Here is a 17,863-nt window from a genome sequence, read left to right on the forward strand (position 1 = left end):
GCCACCCTTAATAAGTACGTACTTTGGGTTCGAACGCCGGAACGGTCTTCGGCGCGAAGTTGACGGCGCGCTTGGACACGCGCTTCTCACCCGGGAAGTACAGGGAGTGGCACAGCCAGTTCTCGTCGTCGCGATCCTCGAAGTCTTCGCGGGCGTGGGCGCCACGGGACTCGGTACGGGTGTCGGCGGCGATGGCAGTGGCTTCGGCCACTTCCAGCAGGTTCTGCAGCTCCAGCGCTTCGATACGCGCGGTGTTGAAGGCCTGGCTCTTGTCGGCAATCTTGACGTTGGCGATGCGCTCGCGCAGATCGGCCAGCTGAGTGATGCCCTTCTTCATGTATTCGCCGGTACGGAATACGCCGAAGTAGTTCTGCATGCACTGCTGCAGCTCTTTACGCAGCGGAGCCACGTCTTCGCCACTGCTGCGCTCGTTGACGCCGGACAGACGCTTCAGGGAAGCCTCGATGTCGGTGTCGCTGGCGCCACGGACTTCCACGCCTTCTTTCAGCGCTTTTTCCAGGTGCAGACCAGCAGCACGACCGAACACGACCAGGTCGAGCAGCGAGTTGCCGCCCAGACGGTTGGCGCCGTGTACCGATACGCAAGCCACTTCACCTACGGCGAACAGGCCTTCGATGATCTTGTCGTTGCCGTTGGCGTCCTGGGTGATGGCCTGGCCATGAATGTTGGTGGCAACGCCGCCCATCATGTAGTGGCAGGTCGGGATCACCGGAACCGGAGCGAGAACCGGGTCGACGTGAGCGAAGGTCTTGGACAGTTCGCAGATGCCCGGCAGGCGGCTGTGCAGCACTTCTTCGCCGAGGTGGTCGAGTTTCAGCAGCACGTGGTCCTTGTCCGGGCCACAGCCGTTGCCGGCGATCACTTCCTTGACCATGGAGCGGGCAACTACGTCGCGGCCGGCCAGGTCTTTGGCGTTCGGAGCGTAACGCTCCATGAAGCGCTCGCCATGGGCGTTGATCAGGTAACCACCCTCACCACGGCAGCCTTCGGTAACCAGTACACCAGCGCCGGCGATACCGGTCGGGTGGAACTGCCACATTTCGATGTCCTGCACTGGCACGCCAGCACGCAGGGCCATGCCCACGCCGTCGCCGGTGTTGATCAGGGCGTTGGTGGTGGATGCGTAGATACGGCCAGCACCGCCAGTGGCCAGAACCACGGCCTTGGAGCGGATGTAGACGGTTTCGCCAGTCTCGATGCAGATGGCGATGATGCCGACGATGGCGCCGTCCTGGTTCTTCACCAGGTCTACGGCGTACCACTCGTTGAGGAACGAGGTGCCGGCCTTCAGGTTGGCCTGGTACAGGGTGTGCAGCAGGGCGTGACCGGTACGGTCAGCAGCGGCACAGGTACGGGCAGCCTGGACGGACGGATTATCCGGGCCCTTGGACTGGCCACCGAACGGACGCTGGTAGATGCGGCCTTGCTCGGTACGGGAGAACGGCAGGCCCATGTGCTCGAGCTCGAACACGGCCTCCGGACCCACGGAACACATGTATTCGATCGCGTCCTGGTCACCGATGTAGTCGGAGCCCTTGACGGTGTCGTACATGTGCCAGCGCCAATCGTCGTTCGGGTCGGCCGAGGCGATGGCGCAGGTGATGCCACCCTGGGCGGAAACAGTGTGCGAACGAGTCGGGAAGACTTTGGTCACAACAGCGGTCTTGTGACCACCTTGAGCCAGTTGCAGCGCGGCACGCATGCCGGCACCGCCACCACCAACGATGATGGCGTCATAGGAAAGAGTACGAATGCTAGACATGGATCAGAAACCCCACAGGATCTGCACACCCCAGACGAACACGACGAACTGGAGCACGCCGCAAACCGCCTGGACGAGGAAACGCACACCGGTCGCCCAACGGCCAATGGCCATGGGGGTCAGGTAGTCGGTGGTGATGGTCCACATACCGACCCAGGCATGCACGATGAGAGCAACCAGAGCCAGCAGGCTGAAGATGCGCATCGCAGTGTGGGAGAACAGACCATGCCAGTCGGCGTAGGTGAGGCCCGGATGAGCCACCAGGAAGCCGATCAGGAACAGGAAATAAGCCGCGAGAACGACCGCCGATACACGCTGGGCCATCCAGTCATAGAGGCCAGAGCGCGAGAAATTGGTTACGTTGGTTACCATACCCAGACCCCCGCCAGAACAATGATCACCACCGAGACGGCGAGAACAATCTTCGAGCCCAGCTTGCCGCCTTCCAGCGACTCGCCGACACCCATGTCCATGATCAGGTGGCGTACACCGGCCACCAGGTGATACAGCAGGGCGGACAGAAGACCCCAGACGATCAGCTTGGCCAGCGGACTGGTCAGGCACGCCTTAACTTCTGCAAAGCCTTCCTCGGAGGCCAGGGATTTATCCAGAGCAAACAGCATCAGGATGATTCCCAGGAAGAGGATGACACCGGAAATACGGTGCAGAATGGACGTATAAGCTGTGATCGGGAGTTTTATGGTCCTGAGATCTAGGTTTACAGGTCGTTGGCTATTCACGGCTTTTTTCACACTAGAGGCCCCTAACAAACAGGGCAAGTTGTCGGGAAGTGCACTGGTCAGGTACCCCTCACCAAAGGGAGTGCCAGCCGCCTGATTACAGGCTTTCAGGCTTCGGCGGCCGGGCGCAGAGTATAGACAGTTAGGCAACTAATGACAACGCAGATGCCCACCCCGAAAAGCGGATTGCGCGCCCTATATAAATGTCGTATTAGGCCCTTGCGCGCGCGACTGAAAAGTGGCTGAAACCCCTCTGCTGTCTGGGTTTTCGCAAATTGACATTCAAATTTATGTCTCTATAGTGTCCCGGGCCCTGCGTGGGGGGCTTCTGATGATTCCAAGCATAAACAGGAGGCCGAACATGGCTGACAAAAAAGCGCAGTTGATCATCGAGGGCAATGCCCCCGTAGAGCTGCCCGTACTGACCGGCACCGTAGGTCCCGATGTTGTCGACGTGAGGGGCCTGACCGCCACGGGTCGCTTCACCTTTGATCCTGGCTTTATGTCGACCGCCTCTTGCGAGTCGAAGATCACCTATATCGACGGTGACCAGGGCATCCTGCTGCACCGCGGCTACCCCATCGAGCAACTGGCCGATAAATCCGACTACCTGGAAACCTGCTTCCTGCTGCTGAACGGCGAACTGCCGACTGCCGAACAGAAGGCCCAGTTCGTCAGCACCATCAAGAACCACACCATGGTGCACGAGCAGTTGAAGAGCTTCTTCAACGGCTTCCGCCGCGATGCCCACCCGATGGCCATCATGTGCGGCGTAGTTGGCGCCCTCTCCGCCTTCTACCATGACTCTCTGGACATCAATAATCCGCATCACCGCGAAGTATCGGCCATGCGCCTGATCGCCAAGATGCCGACCATTGCTGCCATGACTTACAAGTACTCCATGGGCCAACCCATGATGTACCCGCGTAACGACCTGAACTACGCGGAAAACTTCCTGCACATGATGTTCAACACCCCGTGCGAGATCAAACCGATCAGCCCGGTACTGGCCAAGGCAATGGACCGCATCTTCGTCCTGCACGCCGACCATGAGCAGAACGCCTCCACCTCCACCGTGCGCCTGGCCGGCTCTTCCGGTGCCAACCCGTTCGCCTGTATCGCCGCCGGCATCGCCGCGCTGTGGGGCCCGGCACACGGCGGCGCCAACGAAGCCGTACTGAGCATGCTGGACGAGATCGGCAGCGTCGAGAACATCGACAAGTTCATCGCCAAGGCGAAGGACAAGAACGATCCGTTCAAGCTGATGGGCTTCGGCCACCGCGTGTACAAGAACCGCGACCCGCGCGCCACCGTGATGAAGAAGACCTGCGACGAAGTTCTGGCCGAACTGGGCATCAAGAACGACCCGCAGCTGGAACTGGCCATGCGCCTGGAAGAGATCGCTCTCACCGATCCGTACTTCAAGGAACGCAACCTGTACCCGAACGTGGACTTCTACTCGGGCATCATCCTCAAGGCCATCGGCATCCCGACCAGCATGTTCACCGTGATCTTCGCCCTGTCGCGTACCGTCGGCTGGATCTCGCACTGGAAGGAAATGCTGTCCAGCCCGTACAAGATCGGCCGTCCGCGCCAGCTGTACACCGGCTACGACAAGCGCGACTACGTCGCCCTGGATCAGCGCAAGTAAGCGCCCCAGCAATAAAAAAGGCTGCCATTGGCAGCCTTTTTTATTTCCAGACAGTCTCAGAACCCGCCTCAGCGGGCCCTGAGTCGACTGTCAGCGTTTCTCGGCCAGCGCGCGCAGGCCATTCAGGGTGTTGAACGGCGCATCCACCACGAAGCTGTTGGCCAGCCAGGACGGCACGCTGCCGCCCGGCTCGGTGTGCACCTGATAGGTCACCTCGACCATGCCATCGGCCTTGGGCACGAAGGTCCAGGCGCCCTCCAGGCTGGCTACGCGTACATGATCCTTGTCCGCGGGACGGTACTCGGGCTGGCCGTCGAGCTTGCGCACCAGGCTGCCGTCGGCGTTTTCGACGGTCACCACATGCAGTACCGAATCACGCGCGGTCACCGGCCAGGGCATCTCGAAACGGGTGTAGACCCAGCTCTCGGCGCCCTCGTGCTTGAGCAGGCTCTGCTCGGCACAGGCGTGAATCCACTTGCAGGAACCCTGCACATCCTCCTGCAGGGCGCGCAGGCTGGCGACATCGCTCTTGATCGTGGTCACGCCGCGGTAGGCCTTGTACTTGGACCCCTGAACCTCGCTCAGGTAGATCTTGATGCCATCCTCGTCCTTGGCCAGCTTCCAGTCCTCGGCATGGGCCAGGCCACTCGCCAGCAGACTCAGGCCACAAACGGCGGCCACTCGACTCAATGCAATCATCATTGCTCCTTGGGAAAGGGTCCGCCGGCGGCGCCACCGGACCTGGGATTCGACCCGCTCAGGCAGTCGCTTGTTCCAACCAGCCAATCAAGCGGATGGCGTCTTCGCGGCTGGCACCACAGACCTCGATGTCTGCAGCGAAACCCGAACAGACTGGCGGCCGCTCCGGGCGGCCGAAAATGGCGCAGAGAAACTCCGCAGTGAGGTGCAGGCAGCGCTCACCCGCGGCCTTGCCGTTGGGCATGCCGGGGATCGGAGTACTGATGGAAGGCGCGATGCAGCAGGCACCGCAGCCGGCACGACACTTCATGAAGGCTTCTCACGCGCTGGGCGGGCGCGATCTTAACGCCTGCGCGCCGCGCCTTCCATCACCTGACGTCGCGCAATTTCGCCAGACTGGTCGCCATCGCGGCGCCTTCTGGATAGAACACCGCCGGCTGGCCTATCGGCGTCGGCACCGTCACCGGCTCACCGGCACGCACCTGCAGCACCTTGCCCGACCACAGGTGCACCCAGTTGCCGGCCGGCAACAGCACTTCCAGCTCGCTGACGCCCGGCTCCAGCACCGGCGCCACCAACAGCTGGTCGCCGAGCATGAAACTACGCGGCAGCTCCTGCTGCCCGGCCGGATCGTCCGGATACTGCAGCCACAGCGGGCGCATCAACGGCATGCCACTGCGCGCGGCCTCCTCCATCAGCTGCTGCCGATAAGGTGCCAGTGCGGCGAAAAGCCTGGCGCTATGGGCAAACTGGGCCAGCAGGCGGGGCGAACTGTAGATCTGCTGGTTGGCGTCGGGGCGGTTGCCCTCGTGGCTGCGCAGCAGGCTGGTGAAGGCGGAGAACTCCATCCAGCGCAGCAGCAGCTCTTCGTCGCGGTGGTAGTCCTTCAAGGGATGCGTGATGGTGGTGTAGCCACCGGTATCGCTGTGGTTGAGGCTGAATCCGGACAGGCCGCCGGACAGCATGCCCAGCAGTGCGCTGTGCAGGCCGTCATCGACATCCCAGGTGACCAGCTGATCGCCGGCCCACAGGCTGGTGGTCAGCCCCGGGCTGCGACTGAAGGCCGAGCGCATGAAGAAGAACAGCTCGCCCTGCCCGCCCGCCTCCTCCAGCAGCTCGCGATTGAGCCGCGCCCACTCCTCGGGATAGCGGTTGTGTGCCAGCGCCGCCGGCTCGCCGCTGGCCAGCTGCGCCTCGTAGGGCAGCGCCTCGCCGAAGTCGGCCATCCAGCCGGAAAAACCCTTGGCCAGCATCTCCTCGCGCAGCACCTGCTTGAGCCACTGGTACGCGGCGGGATTGCTCAGGTCGAGCATGCCGGCACTGAAGCTGGTGTTGAGTAACGACAGCGGCTGGCCGGTGGCATCACGTAGCAGATAGCCGCGCTCGCGCGCCTCGGCATAGAGGTTGCGCGCAGCATTCGGCTTGTCGGCCATGTCCACCAGGAAGGGGTTCACATAGGCCAGCGTGCGCACTCCCCGCGCCTTGAGTTCGCCGTTCAGCTCGGCCCAGTGCGGATAGTGCTGCTCGTCCAGGCTCCAGTTCCACCACAGCTGCTTGCCGAAGCTGGTGGTGCGCTGGCCGACCCAATCCTGCAGCCAGACACCCGCCAGCGGCACTCCGACCTCGTCGAGCTGCCGCAGGATGCCGCGCACCCGCTCGCTGCCACCCTGCAGGCCGACGATGGCGCCGCGCTGGGTCCAGTCCGGCAGTGGAGGCATACGCCCGACCACCGCCGTGTGCTGGGCGATCTGCCCCGGCGCACTCGCTGCCGTGTAGATGCGCGCAGCCAGGCTCCCCTCATGCACCTCCAGCTGCACACGGTGTTCGTCACGCAGATCGAACACCTGGTAGGCGGCGGACTCGCTGAAGAAGCTGCGCCCCTTGCTGCTCAGGTAATGCGGCACGGGGGCGTAGCTGGTCCACCAGTCGCCACCAGCACGGGCGGTGAGGTTGGCAGCGGTAGTGATCGGCTCCAGGCCCCGCCCGACGCCCTGCTCCTGCACCAGGATCGGCAGGCGTCGGCCAGCCAGATCGAAGGCGCTGAACTGCTCGCCGAAGCCATGGAAGCCCTCATCAGGCTCACGCTGCCAGCTGAGATAGAGGCGGTTGAGGTGCTCGTCGTCCAAAGCCACGGCCACGCGCACACCACGCTCGCCGTCGTCCTCGAGAATCAGCACATAGCCCGTCGAGCTGCCATCGGCGCAGCCCAGGCTACCGCTGAGAATCACACGTGCGCCGCGCTGCTCGATGTTCTCCAGACGTTGCTGGCGGCACAGCAGCTCGCGATGCTCGTCGACGAACATGGCGCCGCGGTGCTCCTCGACCTCTTCGCGACCACGCCCGGCAGCCAGGAATCCGCCCTCACTGGCCCACAGCACGCGCTGCCCGGCCAGCAACTGCAGGCGCTGACCATCCCATTGCAGGTGGTTAGCACCAAGCTCGAAGCCCTGCGACCCTCTCAGCGCAGGCGCCACCTCGAGATCGACCCAGACGGCCCGCTGCTGCCAGGCCTGCCAGCCACTCCAGGCAGCGCCCGCCACAACCGCTGCCACACCCAGCACTACCGCACCACGAGTCCACTTGCCCACGCCCTTCCCCCACTACTCGAATGATCGACCCACGCCCCTGGCCGGTTGCGCCTGGCTCTTTTAGTCTTGCCCTACTCCACTACAGGAATCTCGCCATGCCGGTCTGGATGCAAACCGCTGCCTTGCTGACCCTGTCCAACGTCTTCATGACCTTCGCCTGGTATGGCCATCTGAAGGCGCTGCATGCCAAGCCCTGGTTCATCGCCGCGCTGATCAGCTGGGGCATCGCCTTCTTCGAATACATGATCATGGTGCCGGCCAACCGCATCGGTTACACCGAGCTGTCGGTGGGCCAGCTGAAGATCATGCAGGAGGTGATCACCCTGGCGGTGTTCGTGCCCTTCAGCGTCTACGTGATGCAGCAGCCACTGAAGCTGGACTACCTGTGGGCAGGGCTGTGCCTGCTTGGCGCGGTGTACTTTATCTTCCGCGCCTGAGTCCGACGACGACCAAAAGCGTCGAGAGAAGCGGCGAATGGCGCCACAGCAGCCCGCCGACCGGCGGGCCCGTGGTTCAGGAGTGCTGGTTGAGACGGGCGATCAGGCTGGAGGTATCCCAGCGGCCGCCGCCCATGCCCTGCACCTCGGCATAGAACTGGTCGACCAGCGCCGTGACTGGCAGCTGCGCGCCATTGCGGCGGGCCTCGTCGAGCAGGATCGACAGATCCTTGCGCATCCAGTCCACGGCGAAGCCGAAATCGAACTTGCCGGCCAGCATGCTCTGGTGGCGGTTCTCCAGCTGCCAGGACTGCGCCGCGCCCTTGCTGATCACCTCCATCGCCGCATGGCCGTCCAGCCCCGCGCGCTGGGCGAAGTGCAATGCCTCAGCCAGCCCCTGGACCAGGCCGCCGATGCAGATCTGATTGACCATCTTGGTCAGCTGGCCGCTGCCGACCGGCCCCATCAGCTTGATCATCTTGGCGTAGGCGTCGATCACCGGTTCGGCGCGCTTGTAGAAGGCCTCCTCGCCGCCGACCATCACCGTCAGCATGCCGTTCTCCGCCCCGGCCTGGCCGCCGGATACCGGCGCATCGAGGAAGCCCAGCTCATGTTCGGCCGCGATCAGCGCCAGCTCGCGGGCGACATTGGCCGAGGCGGTGGTGTGATCGACCAGCACGCTGCCCGCCGCCATGCCGGCAAAGGCGCCGTCCGGGCCGAGCACCACGCTGCGCAGATCGTCGTCATTGCCGACGCAGGTCATCACGAACTCGGCGCCCAAGGCCGCCTCGCGCGGGGTCGCTGCCGACTCACCGGCGAACTCGTCCTCCCATAGCTGTGTCTTACCAGGCGTGCGGTTGTACACGCAGACTTCATGTCCCTCGCAGGCCAGATGCCCAGCCATGGGGAAACCCATCACACCCAGACCGATAAACGCCACCTTTGCCATGCCGCACCTCCTGACTGACTGAGGCCCAAGCATAGCCCGGAACCGAATGGCGCCGGCCAGCACAGCTGGATGGCAAAACTGTGCACACCGCGTAACGGCCACCCATACTGGCAGCGGGCGAAGAGCCTGCCACGCGGCAGGGATCGAACAGGTTCTAAGGAGGAACCGCATGCGCCAATGGCTGATCATCGACCTCGAAGCCACCACCGAAGAAGGCGGCTGGCCAATAGAAGACATGGAAATCATCGAGATCGGCGCCAGCCTGGTCGCCGCCGACGGCCATGAACTGGAGCACTTCCAGCGCTTCGTCCGCCCACTGCGGCGCCCCTGCCTGACCAGTTTCTGCCGCCAGCTGACCCATATCAGTCAGGCGCAGGTCGACGGCGCCCAATCGCTGGAGGTGGTCTGGCCGCAGTTCGAGCGCTGGCTGGAGTCGCACCTGGCGCATCTGGTCGGCTGGGGCAGCTGGGGCGATTACGACCATCGCCAGCTGCAACTGGAGTGGCAGCGCCATGGCCTGCGTACCTGCCTGGATGAAATCCCCCATCACAACCTCAAGCAGCGCTTCGCCGACAGCCGCCAGCTACAACGTGCGGTGGGCCTGCACACGGCATTGCAGCTGACCGGCCTGCAGTTCCAGGGCCAGCAGCATCGCGCCCTGGAAGACGCACGCAACACGGCTCGCCTGCTACCACTGATATTTGCCCCCTGAGGGCTGACTGGGGCGGGATGGTTGGGCATACTGGCGGGCCTTTTTTGACCCATCCGAGGAGCCCGCCATGTTCAAGGTCAACGAATACTTCGACGGCACCGTCAAATCCATCGGCTTCAGCATGGCTGAAGGCCCGGCCACCATCGGCGTGATGGCCCCGGGCGAGTACGAGTTCGGCACCGCCCAACTGGAAGTCATGCACGTGGTCGCCGGCGCCCTGACCGTCAAGCTGCCGGGCAGCGACAACTGGGAAACCTTCGCCGCAGGCAGCAAGTTCACCGTGCCGGGCAACAGCAAGTTCCAGCTGCAGGTGGCGGTCGAGACCGCTTACCTCTGCGAATATCGCTGATCGAGCAATGCCGAAAAAACCGGCCGAATGGCCGGTTTTTTTATTAGTCTGAAAACCAACACGTCACCAACGGCCTGCCATGTCACGCTCGACCACCCTGCTCCTGCCCATCGCCCTGCTGGTGGTCGCCATGACCTCGATCCAGAGCGGTGCATCCCTGGCCAAGAGCCTGTTCCCGATCATCGGCCCCGAGGGCACCACCGCCCTGCGCCTGAGCCTCGCGGCGCTGATCCTGTGCATCGTCATGCGCCCCTGGCGCACCCGCCCGAACTTCGCCGCCTGGCGTTCGCTGCTGGGCTACGGCTTGTCGCTGGGCGCGATGAACCTGCTGTTCTACATGTCGCTGAAGACCATCCCGCTGGGCATCGCCGTGGCCCTGGAGTTCACCGGCCCGCTCGCTCTGGCCCTGTTCTCCTCGCGGCGCCTGCTGGACTTCGTGTGGATCGGCCTGGCCGTGCTCGGCCTCTGGCTGCTGCTGCCGAACACCAGCGCCAGCGACCACCTCGACCCCACGGGCATGGCCCTGGCCCTCGGTGCCGGTGTGTGCTGGGCGCTGTATATCGTCTTCGGGCAGAAGGCTGGCGCCGACCACGGCGCCCAGACCGTGGCCTTCGGCACCCTGGTCGCGGCGCTGCTGGTGTTCCCGATCGGCCTGGCCAAGGTCGGCGGCGACCTGTTCTCGCTCGACCTGCTGCCGGTGGCGCTAGGCGTTGCGGTGCTGTCCTCAGCCCTACCCTACAGCCTGGAGATGTTCGCCCTGACCCGCATGCCGGCGCGTACCTTCAGCGTGCTGATGAGCCTGGAGCCGGCCATCGCCGCCCTCTCCGGCCTGATCTTCCTCAGCGAGCTGCTCAGCCCCACGCAGTGGCTGGCGATCGGCGCCATCATCGTCGCCTCGACCGGCGCGGCGGTGACCATCAAGCCACGCAACCACTGAAAATCGATCAGCGCTCGCGCAGGGCGCTGACGATAGCCAGCCCTTCCAGCTCCGCCAGATACTCCTCGCGGGTCAGCAGCCCCAGGCACGGCATGGCACCTCGGGTCGTCAGGGTGCCTGCGGCCAGCTTGCGTGCCAGGGCCACAGCGGCCATGCACGGGATGTTCGGGCCGTCGTTGTTCTCTGCCAGCAGCTCCCAGTACAGGCTCAGCGGCTGAGCGTCGTTTCCCAGGCCGTCGAGGCGCACGAACATGCCGCTGCGGCCGTCGCCGAAGGGTTCTACCGACACGGCGCGGCGATGCAGAAAATCGGTCAGTGGCACGGCGCTGCGCAGCAGGCCCGCGCGTACCAGCCAGGACAGCGCCCAGGTGCCGAACTGGGTCAGGCGCAGGCCGACTCCCGCCGAGAAACGCACGCTGCGCACCCCCGGATAACGCGCCGGGAACAGCTCCAGATCGGGAATATCGCAGTTGGCCACCCAGCGCGGGCCGAGCGGCGCCGGAAAGTCATGGCGGGCCAGGTCCTGCCAGCCGAACACCTGCTGCCAGGAGCCGTCACGCCACTGCGCGAAGGGCTTGCCGCAATAATTCAGCACCGCCGCCAGGGTCGAGGCACCCGGTGTCTTCTCCGAGGAACTGATGCCGTGCCAGATGTTGTCCAGCCGCGAGAAGCGCGACTGCAGGCCGTCGATTACCGCTGCCGCCAGCGCCGGCACCGAGCTGGCGCCGGCGCACACCAGCACGCCTGCCTCGCGGGCGGCCTGGTCCAGCTCACCGATGGAGCAGACGAAGGCCCGCGCATCGGCCAGGTCGGCGTAGTGCATGCCGGCGGCGATGGCGGCGCGCGCAACCCGGTGATCCTGACCCTGGAACGGGCCAGCGGTGGAGATCAGCATCTGCGCCCCGGTGGCGCGCAGGCGTTCGGCCAGGTCGGGCGCGTTCATGTCCAGCTGCAGCGCCTGGGTGCCGGTCTGCGCCGCCAGGGCCTCGGCCTTGGCCAGGTCGCGCCCGGCGACCCACACGCGCATGGCCGAGGTTGCCGCCAGGCGCCGCACGATCACCTGGCCGAAATTGCCGTACCCACCCAGCACCACGACGCCGAAATCCTTTTCCACGCTTTGTCCTCAGTCGCGCTCGCGGCGCTCGGTATTGAACTGCAGCTCGGCCAGCCGGGCGTACAGCGGATTGCTCAGCACCAGTTCGCCATGCGTGCCGATGGCCTGCAGACGGCCGCGATCGATCACCGCAATGCGGTCGGCGTGCTTGACCGTGGCCAGGCGGTGGGCGATCACCAGCGTGGTGCGCCCACGCATCAGCCCCGGCAGCGCCTGCTGGATCAGGTGTTCGCTCTCGGCGTCCAGGGCGCTGGTAGCTTCGTCGAGCAGCAGGATCGGCGCATCGGTGAGCAGCGCGCGGGAAATCGCCAGGCGCTGGCGCTGACCACCGGAAAGGCCGAGACCTGCCTCGCCCAGGTGAGTCTGGTAACCCTGCGGCAGGCGCTCGATGAACTCATGAGCGTGCGCCGCCCGCGCCGCCGCCTCGACCTCCGCATCGCTGGCCTCGGGCCGGCCGTAGCGCAGGTTGTCCGCCACGCTGCCGTAGAACAGCGCCGGATTCTGCGACACCAGGGCGAAGCAGCGCCGCAGATCGGCCGGATCGAGACGCTGGATCGGCAGGCCCTCGACCAGCACCTCGCCCTCCTGCGGGTCGAAGAAGCGCAGCAGCAGGTCGAACAGGGTCGACTTGCCGGCACCGGACGGGCCGACCAAAGCCAGCGTCTCGCCGGCACGCACTGTCAGGTCGATGCCATCGATAGCCGGATGTTCCGGCCGGCTCGGATAGTTGAAACGCACGCCGCGCAGCTCGACGGCGCCACTGATACGCTCCGGCAGCTGCAACAGCTGATCCTGCTGCGGTGCACCGATCAGGTTGCGCGTGCGCAGCAACTCGGCGATGCGCTCGGCGGCGCCGGCGGCGCTCTGCAGCTCGCCGATCACTTCGCTGATGGAGCCGAAGGCCATGCCGACGATCAGGCTGTAGAAGACGAAAGCGGCCAGGTCGCCGCCGCTGATGCGCCCGGCGATCACGTCCATGCCACCGACCCAGAGCATGACCCCGACAGCGCCGAGCACTAGGACGATGACCGTGGTGATCAGCCAGGCACGCTGGCGGATGCGCTTGCCGGCGGTAGCGAACGCCGCCTCCACGGTGCCGGCGAAACGCGCCTTGTCCTGCGCCTGGTGGTTGTAGGCCTGCACCGTCTTGATCTGGCCCAGGGTCTCGCCGATGTAGCTACCGACGTCGGCGACCCGGTCCTGGCTCTGCCGCGAGAGCGCCCGCACGCGGCGGCCGAAGAGCAGGATCGGCGCCACCACCAACGGCAACGAGCAGAGCACGATGGCGCTGAGCTTGGCGTTGGTGACGAACAGCAGCACGATCCCGCCGATCAGCATGATGCCGTTGCGCAGGGCCATGGACAGCGAGGAACCGATCACCGTCTGCAGCAGCGTGGTGTCGGCGGTCAGCCGCGACTGGATCTCCGAGGCGCGGTTGCTCTCGTAGAAGCCCGGATGCAGGCCGATCAGGTGGTCGAACACGCGCTGGCGGATATCGGCGACGAAGCGCTCGCCGATCCAGCTGACCAGGTAAAAACGGGTGAAGGTGCCGATGGCCAGGGCCAGCACCAGCACGAAGAACAGCGCGATGGAATGGTTCAGCGCGCTCTGCGATTGGGTGGCCAGGCCCTGGTCCACCAGCAGGCGAATGCCCTGGCCCATGGACAGGGTGATGGCGGCGGTGAACATCAGCGCCGCCAGGGCGCCGGCCAGACGCCAGCGGTAAGGCGCAACGAAGCGCCAGGCCAGGCGCAGTGCGTCGCGCCGGCTGGAAGAAAGCGGATTCATGGGCGGGGCTCGGCAGTATCGAGGAAGCGACGTTGGTGGTCGGGATCGGGTAGCAGGCAGCTGTCGTAGCGACCGAACAGGCGATAACGGTTCAGGGCGATGCGGTCATAGCACCAGTCGCGCAACGCCCGTGGCAGCACCCGCGGCCAGGCCAGCAGGCGCCAGGCGCCAGGCAGCTGAGCGACGATACGCAGCACAGCGTCGGAGCGCACGAACAGCGTCTCGCCTTCCACGTAGGCCATGGTGTCGAACTCGTCGGTGGGCAAGCCGAACCAGGCGAGGATGGCCTGCCCCTCGGCGGACTGCACCGAGCAGAGGCGGAAGAGCCGCTTGCGGTCATGGCGGATCAGGAACTTCGCCCAGCCGTTGCACAGCCGGCAAACACCGTCGAACAGCACCACGCGCTCGCCGGCCTGGATATGAGGTGGTAGGGCCATCGCAATCTCCGGAAACTCTGCGCCGATGCTAACTCATTGGCCGAAGCGGTAGTGGCCGGTGATGCGGTAGGCGAACAGCAGGTCTTCCTCCTGCGTGCCACGCCCGATGTTGTGCAGGATCAGCGGCACGCCGGCCGGACTGGCCCGGTCGGAGACGATGCCGATATGGCCCAGGCCGCGACCCAGGTCCCAAGTGACGATGTCGCCGGCCCGATAGTCCGCAGGCTTGTCGCTCACCTGCAAGGCCATGCCCTGGCGCTTGAACCAGGTCATCAGGTTGGGCACGCGGCGATGGTCGATGTTGCGATCCGGGCGCTTCAGCCCCCAGTTCTTCGGGTATGCCGAGAAGTGCGCACGCATGTCCTCGTGCACGCTCTTCTGCAGGTCCAGCCCCTGTACACGCAGCGCGCGGATGACCACGTCGCTGCATACGCCGGTCGCCATCGGCACGTCGCCGCCGGGGTAACCGAGCTGCCGGTAGAGCGGGTCGTAGCTCAGGGTCACGCCAACCTGACTGCGGGCCGCGACGATCAGGCGTTGCGGGTCGATGGTCGTTGCCCAGGCCGGAGCCAGCGCGAACAGCAGCAGAAGCAGGAGATGGCGCATCGTCACTCCTTGCGCTCGGCGTACTGGGGCAAGTCGTCATGCAACTCCCACCAGTTGGCCTTGGAGTCGGCATATATATGCCAGCCTGGCCGGCTCGCCACCTCTCCCTGCAGGCTGCCGACACGGATGCGCAGCACGCCCGGCAGCCGGCTGGTGCGGCTGTAGATTGGCGAGCCACAACGCGAGCAGAACACCCGCTGCTTGCCTGGCGAGGACTCGAAGACCTGCAGGCGCTCGGCGCCGCTGAGCAGATGGAACGCTGCTTCGTCGACCGGGATATTGCTGGCAAACGGCGTACCTTGTGCCCGCCGGCACTGGCTGCAGTGGCACAGCTGGATGGGCGCAAGCTCACCCTCGATCTGATAGCGAATCTCGCCACACAGGCAGCTTCCCTGATGCATGACCCTCTCCTGTTTCAACGCAATGGATAGAGCAGCTCTTCCCGGTAGCCGGACCAGACCCGCACGGCATCGGGGAAGGCTTCGTCAAGCGCCGGGTCGCCGCTGTCCACCAGCAGCGGCCGGCCCTCCAGGGTGCCGAGCTTGCGCTTGGTCGCCACCACCCGCAGGTGCTCCAGGCCGATGGCACGCAGCACCCGCGGGCTGATCTGCTGGTTGCCGCGACCGATGATATGGCCCTGGCCGCCGATGGCGGTGACCAGCAGGCGCGTCGGATGGCCGTCGATCAGCTCGAACAGCTGCGCCTCGGTGACGTCGCGGGCGATCACTTCGCCATTCTCGATCACGTCCACGCCCAGCAGCGTGGTCTCCAGATTGAGGTTCTGCGCCAGGCCATGCAGGGTCGAGCCGGGGCCGAACACGTAGCGCACGTCGTCCTCCCAGCTTTCCTGCAGCCAGTCGGCCAGGTCCACCAGTACCAGCTCCTCGGACTCCATGCCGCCCTGCTTGACGTGCTGCATGAACTCGCCCTCGACCGGCACGCACAGCTCGCCGAAGCGGCGGGCGTTGACCTTGCCATCGCGCAGGGCCGCCTCATCGATATCGCGCACCTCGCCGCTGGACAGGCGCACCAGGCCGCCTTCGATCAGGCGCAGGGCCATCTGTCCGGCCGCACGCGGGCTGATGGCGTAGACCGCGGAATGGATCTTCACCCCGGCCGGAATGCCCAGCACCGGCTGCGTCTCGCTGGCCGCGGCGCATACGTCACGGGCCGTGCCGTCACCGCCGGCGAAGAGGATCAGCGCGCAGCCGGCATCCTGCAGGGCACCTACCGCCGCCTGGGTGTCGGCGGCGCTAGTCGGCCCCTCTGCTAGGCTGCCGAGCACCCGATGGGCGTAGCCCATGTCGCGCAGCAGATCCGCCCCCATGGGGCCGGGAAAGGTGACGAACTCCAGGCGCTCGGCTACCGGCCGCAGGCACTCCAAGGCGATGCGTGTGCGCTCCGCCGCCCGCGGCTCGGCGCCACGGGCCAGGGCTTCGGCGGCCACGCCATCGCTGCCCTTGAGCGCCGCTGGTCCGCCGAGGCCGGCCAGAGGGTTGATGATCAGCCCCAGGTGGAAAACACTCATAACCACTCCAAATCACGGCGCACCGTTCGGTGCCCCGAATAAACCTCTCGCGCCCGCTGTCACAGCGCCTTCATCTGCCCTGCCTAGACTTGCCACATAGCCAGGAGAAACAGTCATGAAAGTGCAACAGCAGTCCCCGCAACCTCGTTCCAACCCGAGCAATCCACAGCAGCCGGCAGGCGGTTCGATCATCGACGCCCAGGGCCGTGAAGTGCCCATCACCGAGCAGATGATCCAGCAGGCTTGCCAGGCGCTGGACAAGTCCTGGCAGACGCCTCATCACTGGCACTGACGCACCCGCCTCAGCGCGGGTGGCAACCCAGCGCCGCCGCCAGCGCCGCCAAGTGCGGCGCATCCCCTTCCAGACGCACCTGCAGGCCATCGATTTCACGGCGATACGGATAGTGCTTGCGCAGGGCATCGAAAGCCGTCTTGCGCTGCGCCGCATCGCCAACCAGGCTGCGACGGAAATCGGCATCGTCGCGGCGCGGGTCGTATACCGCGCGGCACAGGGTAGCCAGCGCCCAGCCGATATCGGCATCCTCGTGCAGTAGCAGCTCACCGAGCCAGGCCGGCGGCAGCAGGTCGTCCAGTCGTACCGACTCCTCCAACCCCATGGCCTTGCAGTAGGCCTGGTAAATCTGCGCCGTGCCGCGCAGCTTGCCGTCCAGGCTGTAGCCGGCGATGTGCGGGGTGGCGAGGCGACACAGCGCGGCCAGCTCGGGATCGGCCAGCGGCTCGCCCTCCCAGACATCCAGCGCCACCTGCAGGTCGGCACCATTCTGCAGATGAGCCTTGAGCGCCGCGTTGTCGACCACCGGGCCGCGGCTGGCATTGATCAGCCAGGCGCCCGGTTTGAGCTGGCGCAGCTGCTCGGCACCAAGCAGGTGGCGGGTACCGGCATCCAGCGGCGTGTGCAGGCTGATGGCATCGCACTCGCGCAGGATGGTGTCCAGGTCGACGAAGTCACCGCCCTCGGCGGCCTGGCGCGGCGGATCGCAGACCAGCAGGTTCCAGCCCAGCCCGCGCAGCACTTCGACCAGGCGACCACCGACCTGGCCGGCACCGACCACGCCATAGGTGAGTTCGGGTAGCTTGCGTCCCGTCGTCTCCGCCAGGGCCAGCAGGCAGCCCAGGACGTAGTCCACCACGCCACGGGCGTTGCAGCCGGGGGCACTGGACCAGGCGATGCCGGCCTCGGCGAAGTAATCCAGGTCGAGATGATCGGTGCCGATGGTGCAGGTGCCGACGAAGCGCACCTTGCTGCCTTCCAGCAACGCGCGGTCGACCTTGGTCACCGAGCGCACCAGCAACACCTCGGCGTCACCCAATGCGGCGCGGTCGATGCTGCGACCGGGGTGGCGGCTGATGGGGCCGAAGCTTGCGAAGAACTCGTCGAGCAGCGGGATGTTTTCGTCGGCGACAATCTGCATGTGCGGGGCTCCAATCACGAGCCGTCATTCTAGGCGCAGAGCACCTGTCGCGGTAAGCCGCGCTTTTCTGACCGCGGGGGCAGGTATAGACTTGCGCGCCTTCCCAGCTCCA

The 17,863-nt window shown here is 65.5% G+C and carries 20 protein-coding genes; 6 read left to right on the plus strand and 14 right to left on the minus strand.

From position 1 onward, the window contains the following. Positions 1 to 7 precede the first annotated feature (7 nt). The 3 genes from sdhA to sdhC are packed head-to-tail and all read right to left on the minus strand — an operon-like array spanning position 8 to position 2,535. Positions 8 to 1,783: a succinate dehydrogenase flavoprotein subunit gene (gene sdhA / locus PTT45_RS12920; protein WP_273813692.1), complete on the minus strand. Its 1,776-nt coding sequence runs from the start codon at positions 1,781 to 1,783 to the stop codon at positions 8 to 10. 3 nt (positions 1,784 to 1,786) lie between these two features. Then, the gene (sdhD, locus tag PTT45_RS12925; RefSeq protein WP_273813693.1) at positions 1,787 to 2,155 is read right to left on the minus strand and encodes a succinate dehydrogenase, hydrophobic membrane anchor protein; all 369 of its coding nucleotides are present in this window, start codon (positions 2,153 to 2,155) and stop codon (positions 1,787 to 1,789) included. After that, positions 2,149 to 2,535: a succinate dehydrogenase, cytochrome b556 subunit gene (gene sdhC, locus PTT45_RS12930; protein WP_192398340.1), complete on the minus strand. Its 387-nt coding sequence runs from the start codon at positions 2,533 to 2,535 to the stop codon at positions 2,149 to 2,151. The genes sdhD and sdhC overlap by 7 nt, the downstream gene beginning before the upstream one ends. Positions 2,536 to 2,884: 349 nt before the next feature. Between sdhC and gltA the strand changes: the two genes are divergently transcribed. Continuing rightward, complete coding sequence (gene gltA / locus PTT45_RS12935) at positions 2,885 to 4,174, plus strand: citrate synthase (protein ID WP_273813694.1); 1,290 nt, start codon at positions 2,885 to 2,887, stop codon at positions 4,172 to 4,174. Positions 4,175 to 4,264: 90 nt separating this feature from the next. Here the strand turns inward: gltA and PTT45_RS12940 are convergent, their stop codons facing one another. Genes PTT45_RS12940 through PTT45_RS12950 form a run of 3 tightly spaced genes read right to left on the minus strand, consistent with a single transcriptional unit; the run spans position 4,265 to position 7,461 of the window. Further along, entirely contained in the window at positions 4,265 to 4,873 is a 609-nt protein-coding gene (locus PTT45_RS12940; RefSeq protein WP_273813695.1) for an START domain-containing protein, read from the minus strand. 58 nt (positions 4,874 to 4,931) lie between these two features. After that, positions 4,932 to 5,183: a YkgJ family cysteine cluster protein gene (locus PTT45_RS12945; protein WP_273813696.1), complete on the minus strand. Its 252-nt coding sequence runs from the start codon at positions 5,181 to 5,183 to the stop codon at positions 4,932 to 4,934. Positions 5,184 to 5,241: 58 nt separating this feature from the next. Beyond that, on the minus strand, positions 5,242 to 7,461 hold the full coding sequence (locus tag PTT45_RS12950) for an alpha-glucosidase (RefSeq protein WP_273813697.1): 2,220 nt from the start codon (positions 7,459 to 7,461) through the stop codon (positions 5,242 to 5,244). A gap of 95 nt (positions 7,462 to 7,556) precedes the next feature. Here PTT45_RS12950 and PTT45_RS12955 point away from each other — a divergent pair, with 95 nt between their 5' ends. Further along, positions 7,557 to 7,898, plus strand: a complete 342-nt coding sequence (locus PTT45_RS12955) for a DMT family protein (protein WP_273813698.1) — start codon at positions 7,557 to 7,559, stop codon at positions 7,896 to 7,898. 76 nt (positions 7,899 to 7,974) lie between these two features. On the opposite strand, the gene PTT45_RS12960 is transcribed toward PTT45_RS12955, so the two are convergent. Then, a complete protein-coding gene (locus PTT45_RS12960) occupies positions 7,975 to 8,847 on the minus strand; it encodes an NAD(P)-dependent oxidoreductase (protein WP_273813699.1) in 873 nt (290 codons plus the stop codon). A 169-nt stretch (positions 8,848 to 9,016) separates the two neighbouring features. On the opposite strand from PTT45_RS12960, the gene PTT45_RS12965 reads away from it, so the two are divergent. The 3 genes from PTT45_RS12965 (at position 9,017) to rhtA (ending at position 10,845) form a co-directional block, all read left to right on the plus strand. Further along, positions 9,017 to 9,559: an exonuclease domain-containing protein gene (locus PTT45_RS12965; RefSeq protein WP_273813700.1), complete on the plus strand. Its 543-nt coding sequence runs from the start codon at positions 9,017 to 9,019 to the stop codon at positions 9,557 to 9,559. Positions 9,560 to 9,626: 67 nt separating this feature from the next. Next, the gene (gene ppnP, locus PTT45_RS12970; RefSeq protein ID WP_273813701.1) at positions 9,627 to 9,908 is read left to right on the plus strand and encodes a pyrimidine/purine nucleoside phosphorylase; all 282 of its coding nucleotides are present in this window, start codon (positions 9,627 to 9,629) and stop codon (positions 9,906 to 9,908) included. Between the two features lie 79 nt (positions 9,909 to 9,987). Continuing rightward, on the plus strand, positions 9,988 to 10,845 hold the full coding sequence (rhtA, locus tag PTT45_RS12975) for a threonine/homoserine exporter RhtA (protein ID WP_273813702.1): 858 nt from the start codon (positions 9,988 to 9,990) through the stop codon (positions 10,843 to 10,845). 7 nt (positions 10,846 to 10,852) lie between these two features. On the opposite strand, the gene PTT45_RS12980 is transcribed toward rhtA, so the two are convergent. From PTT45_RS12980 to PTT45_RS13005, 6 genes are read right to left on the minus strand one after another with little or no spacing between them, the layout of a single operon-like run. Then, positions 10,853 to 11,959, minus strand: coding sequence for a saccharopine dehydrogenase family protein (locus PTT45_RS12980; RefSeq protein ID WP_273813703.1), 1,107 nt, complete (start codon positions 11,957 to 11,959; stop codon positions 10,853 to 10,855). Between the two features lie 9 nt (positions 11,960 to 11,968). Next, positions 11,969 to 13,747, minus strand: a complete 1,779-nt coding sequence (locus PTT45_RS12985) for an ABC transporter transmembrane domain-containing protein (protein ID WP_273813704.1) — start codon at positions 13,745 to 13,747, stop codon at positions 11,969 to 11,971. After that, on the minus strand, positions 13,744 to 14,184 hold the full coding sequence (locus PTT45_RS12990) for a thiol-disulfide oxidoreductase DCC family protein (protein WP_273813705.1): 441 nt from the start codon (positions 14,182 to 14,184) through the stop codon (positions 13,744 to 13,746). Before PTT45_RS12990 ends, PTT45_RS12985 begins: the two co-directional genes overlap by 4 nt. Positions 14,185 to 14,217: 33 nt before the next feature. Further along, complete coding sequence (locus tag PTT45_RS12995) at positions 14,218 to 14,790, minus strand: DUF1287 domain-containing protein (RefSeq protein WP_273813706.1); 573 nt, start codon at positions 14,788 to 14,790, stop codon at positions 14,218 to 14,220. 2 nt (positions 14,791 to 14,792) lie between these two features. Next, on the minus strand, positions 14,793 to 15,191 hold the full coding sequence (locus PTT45_RS13000) for a GFA family protein (RefSeq protein WP_273813707.1): 399 nt from the start codon (positions 15,189 to 15,191) through the stop codon (positions 14,793 to 14,795). Positions 15,192 to 15,205: 14 nt separating this feature from the next. Next, positions 15,206 to 16,318: an ATP-NAD kinase family protein gene (locus tag PTT45_RS13005; RefSeq protein ID WP_273813708.1), complete on the minus strand. Its 1,113-nt coding sequence runs from the start codon at positions 16,316 to 16,318 to the stop codon at positions 15,206 to 15,208. A 115-nt stretch (positions 16,319 to 16,433) separates the two neighbouring features. On the opposite strand from PTT45_RS13005, the gene PTT45_RS13010 reads away from it, so the two are divergent. Beyond that, positions 16,434 to 16,610 carry a PA1571 family protein gene (locus PTT45_RS13010; RefSeq protein ID WP_273813709.1) on the plus strand — a complete coding sequence of 59 codons (177 nt, stop codon included), beginning with the start codon at positions 16,434 to 16,436 and terminating at the stop codon, positions 16,608 to 16,610. Positions 16,611 to 16,620: 10 nt separating this feature from the next. On the opposite strand, the gene pdxB is transcribed toward PTT45_RS13010, so the two are convergent. After that, a complete protein-coding gene (pdxB, locus tag PTT45_RS13015; RefSeq protein WP_273813710.1) occupies positions 16,621 to 17,751 on the minus strand; it encodes a 4-phosphoerythronate dehydrogenase PdxB in 1,131 nt (376 codons plus the stop codon). Positions 17,752 to 17,863 lie beyond the last annotated feature (112 nt).

It is taken from the genome of Pseudomonas sp. Gutcm_11s (genome assembly GCF_028649395.1).
Taxonomy (GTDB): Bacteria; Pseudomonadota; Gammaproteobacteria; order Pseudomonadales; family Pseudomonadaceae; genus Aquipseudomonas.